Genomic DNA, 16,470 nt, shown 5'->3' with positions numbered 1-16,470 from the left:
GACTCGGTCCATTCCAAAAAAAGGTAGGCCGCCATGTCCGAGACGTTGCTCAGTTCCCGCAATCTGGCTTTCGAGCTGTATGAAGTCCTTGATGCCGAGGGCCTGACCCAGCGTGAGCGTTTCGCCGAGCACAACCGCGAGACCTTCGATGCTGCCATTGGCACCGCTCGCAACATCGCCGAGAAGTTCTTCGCTCCGCACAATCGCAAGGGCGACGAGAATGAGCCGCGCTATGAGGACGGTCAGGCGATTCTGATTCCGGAAGTGAAACCGGCGGTGGATGCCTTCCTTGAAGCCGGTTTCCTCAACGCTGCGCGCAGTTTCGATGCGGGAGGGATGCAACTTCCTACGCTGTTGTCCCAGGCCTGCTTCGCACACTTCCAATCGGCCAACGCGGCGTCGACCTCGTATCCGTTCCTGACCATGGGCGCGGCGAACCTGATCGAAAGCTTCGGCACCGAGGAGCAGAAACAGCGCTTCCTGCAACCGATGATCGACGGACGTTTCTTCGGCACCATGGCGCTGACCGAACCGCATGCCGGCTCGTCGCTGTCGGATATTCGTACCCGCGCAGAGCCTGCGTCTGACGGCACGTATCGACTCAAGGGCAACAAGATCTTCATCTCCGGCGGTGATCACCCGCTGTCGGAAAACATCGTGCACATGGTGCTGGCCAAGCTGCCGGATGCACCGGCGGGTGTGAAAGGGATTTCGCTGTTCATCGTGCCCAAGTTTCTGGTTAACGATGACGGCAGTCTGGGCAAACGTAACGATGTGCTGCTGGCTGGCTTGTTTCACAAGATGGGCTGGCGCGGCACCACCTCCACCGCGCTGAATTTCGGCGATAACGGTGAGTGTGTCGGCTACCTGGTGGGCAAGCCGCATCACGGCCTGAGCTACATGTTCCAGATGATGAACGAGGCGCGGATCGGCGTCGGCATGGGCGCGGTGATGCTCGGCTACGCCGGGTTTTTGTATTCCCTGGAGTACGCCCGCGAGCGTCCGCAAGGTCGCGTGCCGGACAGCAAGGATCCGAACACCGCACCGGTGGCGATCATTCAGCACGCCGACGTCAAACGCATGTTGCTGACCCAGAAAGCCTACGTCGAAGGCTCGTTCGACTTAGGGTTGTACGCAGCGCGACTGTTTGACGACACCACGACGCTTGAGACTGAAGCCGAGCGCAAGCAGGCCCACGAGCTGCTGGATTTGCTCACGCCGATCGTCAAATCCTGGCCGTCGGAGTTTTGCCTGAAGGCCAACGAACTGGCGATCCAGATACTCGGCGGCCACGGCTATACCCGCGAATACCCGGTGGAGCAGTATTACCGCGACAACCGTCTGAACCCGATCCACGAAGGGACTCACGGCATTCAATCGCTGGACTTGCTGGGCCGCAAACTGGCACAGAACGGTGGTGCGGGGCTCAAGCAATTGATCCGTCTGATTGCCAATACCGCCGAGCGCGCTCAAGCGTATGAATCTTTAACCGCGCTGCGTGAGCCGCTGGAGAAATTGGTGGCGCGCCTGCAAACCGTGACCATTGGTTTACTGACGGATTTGGCGCAAGGCAAGGTCAACAGCAGCCTGGCGAACTCGGCGCTGTACCTGAAAGTGTTCGGGCACACGGTGATTGGCTGGCGCTGGCTAGAGCAGGCGATTCGCGCTGAGGAAGGGCTGGCCAAGGGCAATGCGGCGGATGTGAGCTTCTATAAAGGCAAGCTGCAGGCGGCGCGGTATTTCCTGACGTGGGAAGTGCCGGGTTGCCACCATGAATTGGCGATTCTTGAGGCGCGGGATGATGTGTGCCTTGGGATGCAGGATGAGTGGTTTTGATCCGAACTCTTTGGCGCGGCTGAAAACATTCGCGAGCAGGCTCGCTCCCACAGTGGTCCGCGTTCAACCAGACAACGCGTTCAAATGTGGGAGCGAGCCTGCTCGCGATGGCGTCAGTGCAAGCGATACATTTATCAGCTCAGCTTGAAGCTACCCATCTGCCGCGCCAAATCATCCGCCAACCGCTGCAACGTCTGACAGTCCTCACGGCAAGCTCTGACTTCCCCTGCCGTCGCCCGGGCCAAATCGGAAATCCCCTGCACGTTGCGGTTGATCTCTTCCGTCACCGCCGACTGCTCTTCCGTCGCCGTCGCCACCTGATGGTTCATGTCGCTGATGCGCTCGACCTGCCCGGTAATCGCCGTCAACGACGCCCCGGTGCGCTGGCTCGACTCAACGCCCGTGCCGGTCGCCGCTTGCCCGGAATGCATCGACGACACTGCATTTTCTGCGCCTTGCTTGAGACTGCCGATCATCTGCTGAATCTCATCGGTGGACGACTGCGTCCGCCGCGCCAACGTCCGCACTTCATCCGCCACGACCGCAAACCCACGCCCCATGTCCCCGGCCCGCGCCGCTTCGATGGCCGCGTTGAGCGCCAGCAAATTGGTCTGCTCGGAAATCCCGCGAATCACCGCCAGCACCTGATCGATGGACGCCACCTGATGGGCCAACTCGCCCACCGCACTGGCAGCGAGGCCGATTTCATCGGACATGCTTTCAATACGCCGGATCGACCCGCCCACCACTTCCCGCGCCTGCATCGCTTCATCGCGGGCAGTTTGCGAAGCCAGCGCAGCGTTGCCGGCGTTCTGGGCGATTTCCTGCACGGTCAGGCCCATTTCGTGAACGGCGGTGGCGACCATGTCGGTCATTTCCTGCTGGCGACCTGAGCGTTCCGCGGTGTTGTCCACCACCCGCGCCACCTGCCCGACCGCCGTGCGTAAACGCTCGCTGGTGGTCAGCACTTCGCCGATCATGTCGCGCTGACTGTCCAGGAACCGATTGAAGCCGCGAGCCAGGTCACCCAGCTCATCGGCGCGACTGGAATCTAACCTGTGGGTCAAATCTCCACCACCGCTACCGATGGCTACCAGCGCCGCTGTTACCTGACGGATCGGCCGCACCAATCCACGGGCTAACACCACCACCAGCATCAGGCAAACCAGCGCCACCGCCAGGCCGATGCCGCTGCTCATCCACATGGCGCGGCGGGCTTCGGCGTAGATCTGCGACTGTGGCACTTCGGCCACCAGGGTCCAGCCCAAATCCCGCAACGGCAGGCTCAATGCCAGGAAATCTTCGCCTTCGCGCACAAAGCTGCTGTGGGTGGCGGATGCGGTGGAAGTAGAGAGCTGGCCCATGACGGCTTGCGCTGCCGGGGCGCCAATCTGTTCGGCCAGTGTGCGTTTGCCGCTGAACTGCGCTTCGGGGTGAACCTGGATCAAACCGTCGGAACGCACGAGATAGACCTTGCCGCGCTCACCGAAGTTGAAGTTATGGATCAGCTCCGACAGCTCTTTCATGCTCAGGCCGAGCCCGGCAACGCCCACGATTTTGCCGGCCTGCTCGACCTTGAGATCGATGAACAGCGCCAACTCTCCGGTCGCGGTGTCATTGTCGATATTGAGGGTGCGCGGCTGGTTGCTGTCGAGGAACGAGTAGAACCAGGCGTCTTTGGGGTTGGAACGACTGAGGGTCCGGTCCAGGCCTTTTTCGGTGAAGTAGTGGTTTGAAGCAGTGCCGACGATCAGCGCGGTAAAGGCTTTGTGCTCGGCGCGGATGCCTTCCAGATAGGTGACGAAGGCGTTGGTCTGGGCACTGCTTTCACCCCCGGCCAACCAGTCGCGCACCATGCTGTTGCTGGCGATGTCCTTGGCGGCGGTGAGGGGTTGAACGAGGATTCGCTCGATGTCGTTGCGCATCGCTTCGATGCTCGACGGCAGCGCTTGTTCGACCAGATAGCGCTCGGCGAGACGATTGACCACGAGGGTATAAATGCCAACCACGATCAGAATACTGACCAGCAGGGCGGTGCCCATGCTCAGGATCAACTGCCATTGAATACTGCGTCGCCAGAACTGCATGGAGCACCCCCAAAGAATAAGAGGCTGAAACACTGCAACTGGCGTGCCGATTGTACACAAAATCAACTTAAATCGTCTTTAAAGCGCAGACCTCTTTGTTGATGATCGGGAGAGATGATCGTGCGCATCAGATGCGACCTGTCAACTTTGACAGGTTACAAGCGAGTGTTCTGCGACTAGGTTAGGTCTGCCCAAGTCCTGTTTTGCGGAGTGATCAACAGCACCGGCGCCCTTGTCACTAATGTAAAGGTGAAATCATGAACAAAGAAAATGCAATGCCACTACAGCCCAGCGTTGCAGTAGATGCTGAGTTCTTTATCAAACACGCCAGAGTCGGTGCGATGGTGAACGATGGCCCAATGAGTGACAGAGTGACCAAGAAGCGATTTGTAGAAGCAAATGACAGTCGTATCTTCGTTGAAATTGGATTCGACTCCGACGTCACTTACAAAACATCCCAATCGATCAGCAACCAGGAGTATGCCCCCCTACTCGCGGTGGGTGACCACTTCATCAGAAAGGAGGGGACCACCATGATCGTAAATAGCGTTGTTTATAAAAAGAAGGAGAATGGCGAGTGGGAAATCTTGATCGGCTGGCGCTAAGCTGGTGTGCTCTGGTCGTGGCCGTCAATTGATTGAAAGCGCCCTAGGCCAAAGGGCGCTCTGAACTGTGACAATCAGCCTTGCTGGCCGATCGTCTTGGAAATCACTTCAACCGTGGCGCTGACTTGCTCTTGGTAACGGTCGAGTTCCTGCTTGTGCTGTTTCTGCATTTCGATCTGCTGGGAGCACAGATTCATCGCGGCCAGCACCAGCAAGCGGTCACCGATCAGCGTCGGGTACTTCTTTTTGGTGTCGGCCAGGGCAGCCTTCAGCATTAACGCGGCGTCCAGCAGGGTTTGCTCTTCCCCGGCCGGCGCCTTGATCGAATAGTCCTCCCCCAGGATCGAGACGACTTTTACCCCTGCGGCGCCGTGATTCATGCGCTGACTGGGCCGGCGCTAACGCGCTCAACCAGGGCCTGAATGCGTGCAGCGGTAGCCCCTTGTTTCTCTTCCTGTTCCATCAGGCTCAGTTGCAGGCTTTCGTTTTCATCCTTGGCCTGGGCCAGTTCTGCGCTCAGGGTTTGGTTAGTGCCGAGCAGGGTCTGGTTCTGTTGCACCAGGTCGCTGACCAGCTGTTCCAATTGGCTTAGGGATGCTTCCAACATTTTGATTTTCCAAGCATTTTCAAAGGGCGCGTACGATAAAGAAAAGTCACCACGGATGCCAGGGTTATTGGGGCGCAAGGCCTTGATTTTCCAGGCGGGCGACCTTCCTCGCGAACTTTAAAGACTGTGATTGGCCAATCTGGTTCCTGCACTTCGTCGCCGGGGCGGTTGTGCGACAAAAACGCGCAGGGCCTCAAGACTTTAGTCGTATGACCGATAAGTCACCCATACGTCAGTCTCAGCGCCGCACGGATGCGCTCTTTTCGGTAAACACCATGTCCCTTCGTAATATGAATATCGCACCGCGGGCGTTCCTCGGTTTTGCCCTGATTGGCGTCCTGATGTTGGTTTTGGGCGTGTTTGCCTTGAACCAGATGAGCAAGATTCGCGGCGCCGCCGAGGACATCACCTTGAGCAGCGTGCCGAGCATCAAAAGCCTCGACGAGTTCACGCAACTCACCCTGCGCCTGCGGGTGTTGTCCTACCGTTTGCTGGTGAACCGCGAACCGGACGTCCAGCAAAAGACCATGGAACTGCTGGAAACCCGCAATCAGCAGATTCGCGCCGCTCAGGCGATTTACGAAAAACTGATCTCCAGCCCGCAGGAACGTTCGGCCTACGACCAGTACGTGCAGTTGCTCGGCCAGTACCGTCAGATCGAAGACCGCATGAAGACCCTGTCGCGCAACAATCAGGTCGACGAATTGCGCACCCTGCTGAACACTGAATTGCTGAGCAACTCCGAAGCGGTCAATGCCGTGTTGAACCGCCTGCTGGAGATCAATACGCAGCAGACCCTCGACACCAATCAGCAAGCTGCCGACCAGTACGACTCGGCCTTCAACCTGGTGGTGACCCTGTTGGTGATCGCGACCGGCCTGACCCTGCTTTTCGCCTGGTTGCTGACCAACAGCATCACCAAGCCAATCGCCAATGCCCTGAGCGCTGCCGAAGAAATTGCCGAAGGCAACCTGACTCGCCCGATCACAGTAGACGGTGAGGATGAAGCCGGCCGCTTGCTGCTGGCCATGTCGAAGATGCAGGACAAGCTGCGCGACACCCTGCAACGGATTTCCGGTTCCGCCACGCAACTGGCGTCCGCCGCTGAAGAGCTCAACAGTGTCACCGACGAAAGCGCTCGTGGCCTGACCCAACAGAACAACGAAATCGAACAGGCCGCCACCGCTGTCAACGAAATGACCAGCGCCGTGGAAGAAGTCGCGCGCAATGCCGTCAGCACGTCCGAAGCCTCGAAAAATGCCACCACCTCTGCCGGTGATGGCCGTGACCTGGTGCAGGAAACCGTCAGCGCCATCGAACGCATGAGCGCCGATGTGCAGAGCACCGCGACCCTGATTGGCGACCTGGCCAACGAATCCCGTGACATCGGTAAAGTGCTGGACGTGATTCGTGGCCTGGCTGACCAGACCAACTTGCTGGCATTGAACGCCGCCATCGAAGCCGCCCGTGCCGGTGAGGCCGGTCGTGGTTTCGCCGTGGTAGCGGACGAGGTTCGTGCCCTGGCCCATCGCACCCAGCAATCGACCAGCGAAATCGAACGCATGATCGGCAGCATCCAGAGCGGTACCGAACACGCGGTGGATTCGATGCGCAACAGCACCGAGCGTGCTGAATCGACCTTGAACATCGCCCGTGGTGCAGGCCTGTCGCTCGACACTATTAATAGCGCCATCGTCGAAATCAACGAACGCAACCTGGTGATCGCCAGCGCTGCCGAAGAGCAGGCGCAGGTGGCCCGCGAAGTGGACCGCAATCTGGTGAACATTCGTGATCTGTCGGTGCAGTCGGCGACCGGGGCTAACCAGACCAGTGCCGCGAGTAATGAACTGTCGCGATTGGCGCTGGACCTGAACAACATGGTTGGGCGGTTTAGCCTCTGATCTGAATATGTGGCTCGCTCAAAACCACCCCTCACCCCAGCCCTCTCCCCATAGGGGAGAGGGGGAAAGGGAGCCGATCTTCATGCTGTCCAGAACCTGAGTTCGACTCGCAATCTCAGGTCGCAATATTTCGCACAAGCACCTCGGTCAGTCCCCTCGCCCCTCTGGGGAGAGGGTTAGGGTGAGGGGTCGGTTGCAAGTCGAACAAAAATCCAGGCCACGCACTGTCAAAAAACCTTTTTGACAGCATCACATTTCAACAGGTTAGAATCGCTGGCACGCAGACTGCATGGTCAGTTTGCGCCCGCCTTTCAGCTTTCTGGAGTACTGCCTTTGAATGCGACGACCATCAACAGCCTGTTCTTGATCGGCGCGTTGCTGGTAGGTGCAAGCATTCTGGTGAGTTCACTTTCATCGCGCCTCGGTATCCCGATTCTGGTGATCATCCTCGCGGTGGGCATGTCGGCTGGCGTCGACGGCGCCGGCATTATTTTTGATAACTACCCAACGGCCTATCTGGTCGGCAACCTCGCCCTGGCAGTCATCCTGCTCGACGGCGGCTTGCGCACCCGGGTTTCCAGCTTCCGCGTGGCGTTATGGCCGGCGCTGTCGCTGGCGACGGTCGGGGTGTTGATCACCACCGGGCTGACCGGCATGGCAGCCGCGTGGCTGTTCAACCTGAACCTGATCCAGGGCCTGCTGATCGGCGCGATTGTCGGATCTACGGACGCCGCGGCGGTGTTCTCGCTGCTAGGCGGCAAAGGCCTGAACGAACGGGTCACCGCCAGCCTCGAGATCGAGTCCGGCAGCAACGACCCGATGGCGGTGTTCCTCACCGTGACCCTGATCGACATGCTCGCCAGCGGCCAGACCGGTCTGCACTGGAGCCTGTTGACCCACCTGCTGCGTGAGTTCGGTATCGGTGCCGTCATCGGCCTGGGTGGCGGCTGGCTCATGCTGCAACTGGTCAACCGTATCCACCTGGCCACCGGCCTTTATCCGATTCTGGTCATTGCCGGCGGACTGGTCGTGTTTGCCCTGACCAACGCCTTGCACGGCAGCGGTTTTCTGGCGGTTTACCTGTGCGGCCTGGTCATCGGCAACCGCCCGGTGCGCAGTCGCCACGGCATTTTGCACATGCTCGATGGCATGGCCTGGCTGGCGCAAATCGGTATGTTCCTGGTGCTGGGGTTGCTGGTAACGCCCCACGACTTGTTGCCGATTGCCCTGCCTGCCCTGGGTCTGGCGCTGTGGATGATTCTGTTTGCCCGGCCGTTGTCGGTTTTGGTCGGCCTGCTGCCGTTCAAGGCGTTCCATGGGCGCGAGAAGGCGTTCATTTCCTGGGTCGGGTTACGCGGCGCGGTCCCGATCATTCTGGCGGTGTTCCCGCTGATGGCCGGCCTGCCCAACGCCCAGCTCTACTTCAACCTCGCGTTCTTTATCGTATTGGTGTCGCTGCTGGTGCAGGGTACGAGCCTGCCGTGGGTGGCGAAGCTTTTGAAAGTGACCGTTCCGCCGGAGCCTGCGCCGATCTCCCGCGCTGCTCTGGAAGTGCATGTCACCAGTGAGTGGGAGCTGTTCGTTTATCGCCTCGGTGCCGAGAAATGGTGCATCGGCTCGCCACTTCGCGAACTGAAAATGCCCGAAGGTACTCGCATCGCGGCGCTGTTTCGTCGCCAGCAACTGCTCCATCCGTCGGGTAGTACGGTGCTCGAAGTCGACGATTTGCTGTGCGTAATCGGCCATGAACACAACCTTCCAGCCCTCGGAAAACTCTTCAGCCAGGCGCCGCAACGGGGCCTCGACTTGCGCTTCTTCGGCGACTTCGTACTCGAAGGAGACGCCCAGCTGGCTGCGGTTGCGGCGCTGTACGGTTTGAAAGTCGAAGGCATCGATCCGGACATGTCGCTCGGCCATTTCATAGCCCAGAAAGTGGGCGGTGCACCCGTAGTCGGTGACCAGGTGGAGTGGAACAACACCATTTGGACCGTCGCGGTCATGGAGGGGAACAAGATCGGCAAAGTGGGCGTCAGATTCCCCGAAGGAAGTCGCCCCGGCCCGGGACTCTTCCTCTAAACTAGGGGGCGTGTTGACGTTTAATCACGGTCGCGCCCATCCCCGCAAAGCGCAAGACTAGGCATGAGGAGAGAAGTTTGGTTGCTCCAAATGAACGACGAATAACGACGGATTGCGCTTTGCGGGGCTGGGCCCTGCGGGTTGGAGCTGTGAGCGAGCCGCACTGCGTTGCGGGACTTGGTAAGGAAACAACCCTTACCTTCGTCCCGCGCCTTGCGCGGATCGCTCACAGCTCCAACGCGATCCGTGATTAAACGTCAACACGCCCCCCACTTCGTCTCGTTTTCGATCGGTCTCTATGTCAACCCTGCGCACGTTTTTCATCATGGCCCTGCTGGGCTTGAGTCTTTCTGTCGGTACATTGCAAGCGGCCGAACCGCCGTCCAGCGAAGCCGTGCAGGCGAACCTGGACAAGATCGCCGAGCGCAAACTGCCGGAAGCCGATCAGAAAGCCCTGCAAAGTATTTTGCAAAGCACGCTGACACAGCTCAACAACCAGCGTGATTACGAGCAGAAACTGGCCGATCTCAAACAGCAACTGGCCAACGCCCCGAAGCAGAACATCGAGAACCAGCGAGAACTGACCAAGCTCAAAGCCTCCAAAGTGCTGCCAGTACCGCAGCGCTATGCCAAAGAGCCTATTCAGCAACTGGAGCAAATGCTCACCGAGCGCTCTACCCAGCAAAGCGATCTGCAGAAAGCCCTGGCTGACGCCAACAGTCTGGTGATTACTGCCCAGACCCGCCCCGAGCGCGCCCAGGCCGAAATTTCTAGCAGCCAGACGCGCATCCAGCAGATCAACAACATCCTCAAGGCCGGCAAAGACGCCGGCAAGACCTTGACCCCTGAGCAACGCGACCAGCTCAACGCCGAACTCGCGGCGCTGAATGCCCTGATCCCGTTACGTCGCCAGGAACTGGCCGGCAACAGTCAACTGCAGGACCTGGGCAACAGCCAGCATGATTTGCTATCGGAAAAATCCGATCGTCTGGATCAGGAAATCCAGGAGCTGCAAAACCTGATCAACCAGAAGCGCCTGGCTCAATCCCAAGAAACAGTGACCCAGCAGTCCATCGAAGCGCAGAAGTCCGGCGGCAGCAGCCTGCTGGCTACCGAAAGCGCGGCCAACCTGAAACTCTCGGACTATCTGCTTAAAAGTACTGACCGCCTCAACGAAGTCACCCAGCAGAACCTGCAGACCAAGCAGCAGCTGGACAATGTGACCCAGAGCGATTCGGCGCTGGACGAGCAAATCAACGTGCTCAAGGGCAGCCTGTTGCTCTCCAAGATCCTCTACAAACAGAAACAGGCCCTGCCACGCCTCAAGCTCGACCGCGACCTGGCCGACCAGATCGCCGACATTCGCCTCTATCAATTCGAAGTCAGCCAGCAACGGGAACTGCTCAGCAACCCGGCGACCTACGTCGACAACCTGCTGTCGACTCAGCCTCCCGAGCAAGTCACCCCGCAACTGCGCAAGAGCCTGCTGGAACTGGCCACGACCCGCGCCGACCTGCTGGAGCGGCTGAACCGCGAACTCAGCGCGGTGCTCAATGAATCCATCACGTTGCAGCTCAATCAGAAGCAATTGCTCAGCACCGCGCAAAGCCTGCGGGCGACCCTCGATGAGCAGATGTTCTGGATTCCCAGCAACAAACCGCTGGACCCGGAGTGGATGCGCGGCGTGCCGGAACGCCTGCAACGACAGGTCACCACCCTGCCCTGGGCCTCGAGCCTGAGCGAATTGACCGATGGTCTGACCCAGCGACCGTTGCTGTTCCTGCCGTTGGCGTTACTGATCGGTGCCCTGCTGTGGCGGCGCAAAAGCTTGTATGCCCGACTGAACAAGGTTCACCAGGACATCGGCCACTTCAAGCGTGACAGCCAGTGGCACACCCCCCAGGCCATTCTGATCAACATTTTGCTGGCGATGCCGGTTTCTATAGGCCTGGCCTTGTGTGGCCTGGCCTTGCAAATCGACGCCCGCGGACAGAACGCCAACATGGGTGCGGCGCTGCTGCAAATGGCTCAGGCCTGGCTGGTGTTTTACACCGCCTACCGGACCCTCGCGCCGGGCGGTGTGGCCGAACTGCACTTCCGCTGGGAAAAACCTCAGGTCGAATTCCTTCAAGGTTGGGTCCGCCGGCTCGGGCTGGTGGTGATGGCCCTCGTCGCTGTCGTGGCGGTCGCGGAACTGCAACCGGCGGCGCTGGCCGATGACGTGCTCGGCATGCCGGTGGTGCTGACCTGCTACGCGTTGATGGCCTGGCTGCTCAGCCGCTTGCTGATCAGCAGCCCGACGCATCAGAACGCTTCGCTGTTCCGCAAGGCTGTGGGGATCATGTTCACCGTCCTGCCTGTCGCGTTGTTCGTGGCGGTGTGCTTCGGCTATTACTACACCGCGCTGAAGCTCAGTGACCGGTTGATCAACACCCTGTACCTCCTGATGTTCTGGCTGGTGATCGAAGCCACCTTCGTGCGCGGTCTCAGCGTGGCGGCACGCCGTCTGGCCTACCAGCGCGCCCTGGCCAAACGCCAGGCCGCGAAAGAGGCCGGCGACGGCGAAGCGGTGATCGAAGAGCCGACCCTGGACATCGAGAAGGTCAACGAGCAGTCCCTGCGACTGATTCGCCTGGCACTGCTCGGTGGTTTCATCGCGGCGTTGTATTGGGTCTGGTCCGATCTGATCTCGGTGTTTTCGTACCTGGATAACGTCACCCTCTACGAATACACCAGCGGCACCGGTGCCAACATGAGCATGGTGCCGATCAGTATTGGCGACTTGCTCGGCGCGCTGATTATCATCGGCATCACCTTCGCCCTCGCGCGTAACTTGCCGGGGCTGCTGGAAGTGTTGGTGTTGTCGAAACTGAACCTGGCTCAGGGCAGTGCATACGCCACCACCACGTTGCTGTCTTACGTGATCGCTGGCATCGGTTTCGTCTCGACCCTGTCAACACTCGGCGTGAGCTGGGACAAGTTGCAATGGCTGGTGGCGGCGCTGTCGGTGGGTCTCGGCTTCGGGATGCAGGAAATCTTCGCGAACTTCATCTCCGGGATCATGATCCTGTTCGAACGCCCGGTGCGGATTGGCGACACCATCACCATCGGCAACCTGTCCGGTACGGTGAGCAAGATCCGCATCCGTGCCACGACCATCACCGACTTCGACCGCAAGGACATCATCGTCCCGAACAAGACGTTCATCACCGGTCAACTGATCAACTGGTCCCTGACCGACACCATCACCCGAGTGACCCTCAAGCTCGGTGTCGATTACGGCTCGGACCTGGACCTGGTCAAGGAGTTGCTGCTCAAGGCCGCACGCGATAACCCGCGCGTGTTGAAAGACCCGGAACCCCACGTGTACTTCCTGAACTTCGGCGAAAGCACCCTCGACCACGAGTTGCGCATGCATGTGCGCGACCTCGGTGACCGCAACCCGGTGCTCGATGAGGTCAACCGCTTTATCAACCGTGAGTTCAAGAAACATCACATCAACATCTCGTTCCGGCAGATGGAGGTTTATCTCAAGAACGTTCAAGGCCAGGAATACAAAATGGTGCCTATAGAGCCGGAAACCAAAACCATCGTGCCCATGAGAGATGGCAAGCCTGCGCAAGAGCCGCCGGCCGCCAAGCTCGACTAAGCGGCTTATCCCTAGCAGAATGCTCGGACATTCTGCTGGAGATGGCCCTTGAAAGCCCTCGACGAACTGACCTTCGATAATCGTTTCGCCCGCCTGGGCGATACGTTTTCTGTCCACGTGCTGCCTGAGCCCATCGACAATCCACGCCTGGTGGTGGCCAGCCCCGCCGCCATGGCGCTGCTCGATCTCGACCCCTCCGTGGCCGAAACCCCGGAGTTCGCCGAACTGTTCAGCGGCCATAAGCTCTGGGCTGACGCAGTCCCGAGGGCGATGGTCTATTCCGGTCATCAGTTCGGTTCCTACAACCCGCAGCTGGGCGATGGTCGCGGTCTGTTGCTGGGCGAGGTGTACAACGAGGCCGGCGAGCATTGGGACTTGCACCTCAAGGGTGCCGGCCAGACGCCCTTTTCGCGTATGGGTGATGGGCGGGCGGTGCTGCGGTCCTCGATCCGCGAGTTTCTCGCCTCCGAAGCGCTGTATGCCCTGAACATCCCGACCACCCGCGCGCTGTGCGTGATCGGCTCCGACACGCCGGTGTGGCGCGAGAAGCAGGAGCGCGCAGCCATGGTCCTGCGCATGGCGCCGAGCCATGTGCGTTTCGGGCATTTTGAATATTTCTACTACACCAAACGCCCCGAGAAGCAAAAAGAACTCGGCGACCACGTGCTGGCCATGCATTTCCCGGAATGCCTGGAACAGTCGGAACCGTACCTGGCGATGTTCCGCGAAATCGTTGAGCGCAACGCCGAGCTGATCGCCAAATGGCAGGCCTATGGCTTCTGCCACGGCGTGATGAACACCGACAACATGTCGATCCTCGGCATTACCTTCGACTACGGCCCGTTCGCCTTCCTCGACGACTTCGACGCCCACTTCATCTGCAACCACTCCGATGACCAGGGTCGTTACTCCTACAGCAACCAGGTGCCGATCGGCCAGTGGAACCTCAGCGCCCTGGCCCAGGCCCTGACGCCGTTCATCAGCGTCGAAGCCCTGCGTGAAACCCTCGGCCTGTACTTCCCGTTGTACCAGGCCCATTACCTGGACCTGATGCGCCGCCGCCTTGGTTTCACCACAGCCGAAGATGATGACCAGAAACTGCTGGAGCACCTGCTGCAACTGATGCAGAACAGTGGCGTCGACTACAGCCTGTTCTTCCGCCGTTTGGGGGAAGAATCACCTGAACTGGCCGTCGCCCGTTTGCGCGATGACTTCGTCGACATCAAAGGCTTCGATGCCTGGGGCGAGCTCTACATCGCCCGGGTTGTTCGTGAAGGCGAGGCTGATCAGGAACAACGTCGCAAACGGATGCACGCCGTCAATCCGCTCTACATCCTGCGCAACTACCTGGCGCAGAAAGCCATTGATGCGGCGGAGAGTGGCGACTATTCAGAGGTACGCCGGCTGCACGCAGTGCTGAGCAATCCGTTCGAGGAGCAACCGGGGATGGAGAGCTATGCCGAGCGGCCGCCGGAGTGGGGCAAGCATTTGGAGATCAGTTGCTCTTCCTGAACCCGATCAGATAAAGGTCTCCACCGACACTCCAAAGCGCTCGGCCAACCAGCGTATCTGCCGCAGGTTGAGCTGACGCTTGCCGCTCAAGATCTCGGAGACCACCGATTGGGTGCCGACGCCGGGCAACTCGCTTTGGCTCAATCCGTGTTCGCGCATCATGTAGCCAAGAACGTCGACACCGCTGGGCTTCGGCATTGGGTGATGCTTGTGATCCCATTCCTCGATCCAGTCACCGATGATATCCACCAGACTCATCAGCGGATGGGACTCATCATCGCCCGTCATCTCGAGCAACTCGTCTAGCGCCTGCGCCAACATGTCATAGTCATCTTCATTTTTTGGTTTGCGCAGCACAGGCGAGACAAACTCCCAATGCTCGGCAGCTCTTTTGATAAGAACACTCATGCTCTTTCCTCCTTCCATTTTCCGCGGTCATATTCGCGGTGATCCAGCACATGCTTGATATAAAGCTTTTGCGATCGATACCTGACAAAAGCGATCAGCCGCAACTTGTTGCCACCGATGTCAAACACATGAAACTCGCCGACTTTGTCAGTCGCGGGAAAAATTGACTTCATCGCCGCGAAGTCTCCCGGGTTACTCCCTTTGGCGAGTCGATACCACTGCTCCAGCGCATTGGCTGCCCGCGGCCACTTTTCCTTGGCTTCACGTATTCGTTTTTCGGTGATGACATGCATGCAACATCCTTATCGCACTCTGCTATGGGGAGTTAATCACAGACCAAAAATATCGCAAGTTGCGATAATCCTGAGCAGACCAACGGTCTCGCTCAGTACGACTCAGCCTAGTTTTATCGCCGGACGCTGCACAATTGAAAATGTGAGCAGACGTCTCCACATAGAGATGATCGGCTTCTTTACAGGATCATCCGCATGACCGACCCACTCCTCATTCCCTGCCCCCACTGCAACGGCCTCAACCGCATCCCCGCCGAGCGCCTCAACGACCATCCAAAATGCGGCCGCTGCAAAGCCGAAGTCCTGTTGAATAAACCCTTCGAACTGAAGCAAAGCGATTACGCCAGCCAGATCAAAGGCGATCTGCCGCTGCTGGTGGACGTTTGGGCGGAGTGGTGCGGGCCGTGCAAGTCGTTTGCGCCGGTGTTCGAGCAGGCGGCGGTGCAATTGGCGGGCAAGTGTCGACTGGCCAAGCTGGACAGCGAGGCAAACCAGCAGTTGTCAGCGCAGCTGGGGATCCGTTCGATCCCGAGTCTGATTCTGTTCAAGAACGGCCGGGAAGTGGCACGCCAGAGCGGCGCCTTCCCGTTACCGCAGTTGATGAGCTGGTTGCGCAGTCAGGGCATCTGACCCTGAGCGGTCAGGCGTTTTCCAGCAGGTTGTGCAGATCGACGAATTGCTGCGTCAGCTTATGACGCGGGTCGAGGTGGATCAGCGGCGTGTTGGCCTGGTGGGATTCACGCATGCGCACCGAGCTGCCCAGGTACACCGGTAATACCGGCAGGCCTTCGGCGATCAGTTCGTCGAGGATTTGTTGAGGCAGACTGGCGCGAGCCTGGAACTGGTTGACGACGATACCTTCGACTTCCAGTCCTTCGTTGTGGTCGTCCTTCAATTCTTCGATTTCTGCCAACAAGCCGTACAACGCCTGACGCGAGAAGCTGTCGCAATCGAAGGGAATCAGCACACGATCAGCGGCAATCAATGCAGATACCGCGTAGAAATTCAGCGCTGGCGGGGTATCGAGGTAGATCCGGTCGTAATCGCCGTCCAGCTCCTCAAGTAATTTGCGCAGCTTGTTGATCTTGTGTTTGGCCTCAAGCTTGGGCTGCAAGTCAGCCAGCTCGGCAGTGGCAGTGATGACGTGGAGGTTGTCGAACGGGGTTTCGTAGATATCGACCTGGCTTTTTTTGGAGAACGGTCCGGAAGACAGGGTCTGTTTGAAAAAATCGGCGATTCCCATCGGAATGTCAGCACCGGTGAGCCCCGTCAGGTACTGAGTGGAGTTGGCCTGGGCATCGAGATCCACCAAGAGTGTGCGATAGCCCTCGCTGGCACTGACCGCCGCCAGATTGCAGGCAATGCTGGATTTGCCTACGCCACCTTTCTGATTGAACACCACGCGCCGCATGTCAAAACCTCCGTGTATCAAAGAATGACCGAGTGTAGTAGTCCACGGCGCTGCTTAGCTACCTCCCCGGCATAGGGACTACACA

13 protein-coding genes and 2 pseudogenes are annotated in these 16,470 nt (G+C 59.1%); 8 read left to right on the top strand and 7 right to left on the bottom strand.

Annotated features, from left to right (window positions below; genetic code table 11):
• The first annotated feature begins 33 nt into the window (after positions 1 to 33).
• Complete coding sequence (locus ACYZTW_RS03125; RefSeq protein WP_462003688.1) at positions 34 to 1,836, top strand: acyl-CoA dehydrogenase; 1,803 nt, start codon at positions 34 to 36, stop codon at positions 1,834 to 1,836.
• Between the two features lie 134 nt (positions 1,837 to 1,970).
• Here the strand turns inward: ACYZTW_RS03125 and ACYZTW_RS03120 are convergent, their stop codons facing one another.
• Positions 1,971 to 2,702, bottom strand: coding sequence for a methyl-accepting chemotaxis protein (locus ACYZTW_RS03120; RefSeq protein ID WP_462005695.1), 732 nt, complete (start codon positions 2,700 to 2,702; stop codon positions 1,971 to 1,973).
• A gap of 132 nt (positions 2,703 to 2,834) precedes the next feature.
• Positions 2,835 to 3,878 (bottom strand): annotated as a pseudogene (locus ACYZTW_RS03115) (HAMP domain-containing protein); the annotation flags it as partial.
• 302 nt (positions 3,879 to 4,180) lie between these two features.
• Between ACYZTW_RS03115 and ACYZTW_RS03110 the strand changes: the two are divergent.
• On the top strand, positions 4,181 to 4,528 hold the full coding sequence (locus tag ACYZTW_RS03110) for a hypothetical protein (RefSeq protein ID WP_462003687.1): 348 nt from the start codon (positions 4,181 to 4,183) through the stop codon (positions 4,526 to 4,528).
• A gap of 74 nt (positions 4,529 to 4,602) precedes the next feature.
• On the opposite strand, the gene ACYZTW_RS03105 is transcribed toward ACYZTW_RS03110, so the two are convergent.
• Both ACYZTW_RS03105 and ACYZTW_RS03100 read right to left on the bottom strand, forming a co-directional pair.
• Positions 4,603 to 4,908 carry a cell division protein ZapA gene (locus tag ACYZTW_RS03105; RefSeq protein ID WP_282481040.1) on the bottom strand — a complete coding sequence of 102 codons (306 nt, stop codon included), beginning with the start codon at positions 4,906 to 4,908 and terminating at the stop codon, positions 4,603 to 4,605.
• Positions 4,905 to 5,135 carry a hypothetical protein gene (locus tag ACYZTW_RS03100; RefSeq protein ID WP_008149645.1) on the bottom strand — a complete coding sequence of 77 codons (231 nt, stop codon included), beginning with the start codon at positions 5,133 to 5,135 and terminating at the stop codon, positions 4,905 to 4,907. Before ACYZTW_RS03100 ends, ACYZTW_RS03105 begins: the two co-directional genes overlap by 4 nt.
• Positions 5,136 to 5,344: 209 nt before the next feature.
• Here ACYZTW_RS03100 and ACYZTW_RS03095 point away from each other — a divergent pair.
• From ACYZTW_RS03095 to selO, 5 genes and pseudogenes are all read left to right on the top strand, one after another.
• Positions 5,345 to 6,181 (top strand): annotated as a pseudogene (locus ACYZTW_RS03095) (MCP four helix bundle domain-containing protein); the annotation flags it as partial.
• Complete coding sequence (locus tag ACYZTW_RS03090) at positions 6,164 to 7,036, top strand: methyl-accepting chemotaxis protein (RefSeq protein WP_404942955.1); 873 nt, start codon at positions 6,164 to 6,166, stop codon at positions 7,034 to 7,036. The pseudogene ACYZTW_RS03095 and the gene ACYZTW_RS03090, both read left to right, overlap by 18 nt.
• 333 nt (positions 7,037 to 7,369) lie before the next feature.
• On the top strand, positions 7,370 to 9,112 hold the full coding sequence (locus ACYZTW_RS03085; RefSeq protein ID WP_462003686.1) for a potassium/proton antiporter: 1,743 nt from the start codon (positions 7,370 to 7,372) through the stop codon (positions 9,110 to 9,112).
• 298 nt (positions 9,113 to 9,410) lie between these two features.
• Positions 9,411 to 12,761 (top strand): mechanosensitive channel MscK, encoded by a 3,351-nt coding sequence (gene mscK / locus ACYZTW_RS03080; RefSeq protein ID WP_462003685.1) that lies wholly within the window; start codon positions 9,411 to 9,413, stop codon positions 12,759 to 12,761.
• 48 nt (positions 12,762 to 12,809) lie between these two features.
• Positions 12,810 to 14,273, top strand: coding sequence for a protein adenylyltransferase SelO (selO, locus tag ACYZTW_RS03075; protein ID WP_462003684.1), 1,464 nt, complete (start codon positions 12,810 to 12,812; stop codon positions 14,271 to 14,273).
• Between the two features lie 6 nt (positions 14,274 to 14,279).
• Here selO and ACYZTW_RS03070 read toward each other — a convergent pair whose 3' ends face one another.
• Entirely contained in the window at positions 14,280 to 14,681 is a 402-nt protein-coding gene (locus tag ACYZTW_RS03070) for a helix-turn-helix domain-containing protein (protein ID WP_149631060.1), read from the bottom strand.
• Entirely contained in the window at positions 14,678 to 14,974 is a 297-nt protein-coding gene (locus ACYZTW_RS03065; protein ID WP_462003683.1) for a type II toxin-antitoxin system HigB family toxin, read from the bottom strand. Before ACYZTW_RS03065 ends, ACYZTW_RS03070 begins: the two co-directional genes overlap by 4 nt.
• Before the next feature lie 195 nt (positions 14,975 to 15,169).
• Between ACYZTW_RS03065 and trxC the strand changes: the two genes are divergently transcribed.
• A complete protein-coding gene (trxC, locus tag ACYZTW_RS03060; protein ID WP_056741233.1) occupies positions 15,170 to 15,604 on the top strand; it encodes a thioredoxin TrxC in 435 nt (144 codons plus the stop codon).
• Positions 15,605 to 15,614: 10 nt separating this feature from the next.
• On the opposite strand, the gene ACYZTW_RS03055 is transcribed toward trxC, so the two are convergent.
• Positions 15,615 to 16,385: a ParA family protein gene (locus ACYZTW_RS03055; protein WP_462003682.1), complete on the bottom strand. Its 771-nt coding sequence runs from the start codon at positions 16,383 to 16,385 to the stop codon at positions 15,615 to 15,617.
• Between the last annotated feature and the right edge of the window lie 85 nt (positions 16,386 to 16,470).

Source organism: Pseudomonas sp. LB3P25 (assembly GCF_054897985.1).
This window is presented reverse-complemented; position numbering and strand designations above follow the sequence as displayed.

Coding starts and splice junctions, on each gene's coding strand:
- ACYZTW_RS03105 (WP_282481040.1), bottom strand. CDS start 4,908: ATGAATCACGGCGCCGCAGGGGTAAAAGTCGTCTCGATCCTGGGGGAG.
- ACYZTW_RS03100 (WP_008149645.1), bottom strand. CDS start 5,135: ATGTTGGAAGCATCCCTAAGCCAATTGGAACAGCTGGTCAGCGACCTG.
- mscK (WP_462003685.1), top strand. CDS start 9,411: ATGTCAACCCTGCGCACGTTTTTCATCATGGCCCTGCTGGGCTTGAGT.
- trxC (WP_056741233.1), top strand. CDS start 15,170: ATGACCGACCCACTCCTCATTCCCTGCCCCCACTGCAACGGCCTCAAC.
- ACYZTW_RS03070 (WP_149631060.1), bottom strand. CDS start 14,681: ATGAGTGTTCTTATCAAAAGAGCTGCCGAGCATTGGGAGTTTGTCTCG.
- ACYZTW_RS03055 (WP_462003682.1), bottom strand. CDS start 16,385: ATGCGGCGCGTGGTGTTCAATCAGAAAGGTGGCGTAGGCAAATCCAGC.
- ACYZTW_RS03090 (WP_404942955.1), top strand. CDS start 6,164: ATGTCGAAGATGCAGGACAAGCTGCGCGACACCCTGCAACGGATTTCC.
- ACYZTW_RS03110 (WP_462003687.1), top strand. CDS start 4,181: ATGAACAAAGAAAATGCAATGCCACTACAGCCCAGCGTTGCAGTAGAT.
- ACYZTW_RS03120 (WP_462005695.1), bottom strand. CDS start 2,702: ATGGTCGCCACCGCCGTTCACGAAATGGGCCTGACCGTGCAGGAAATC.
- ACYZTW_RS03125 (WP_462003688.1), top strand. CDS start 34: ATGTCCGAGACGTTGCTCAGTTCCCGCAATCTGGCTTTCGAGCTGTAT.
- ACYZTW_RS03065 (WP_462003683.1), bottom strand. CDS start 14,974: ATGCATGTCATCACCGAAAAACGAATACGTGAAGCCAAGGAAAAGTGG.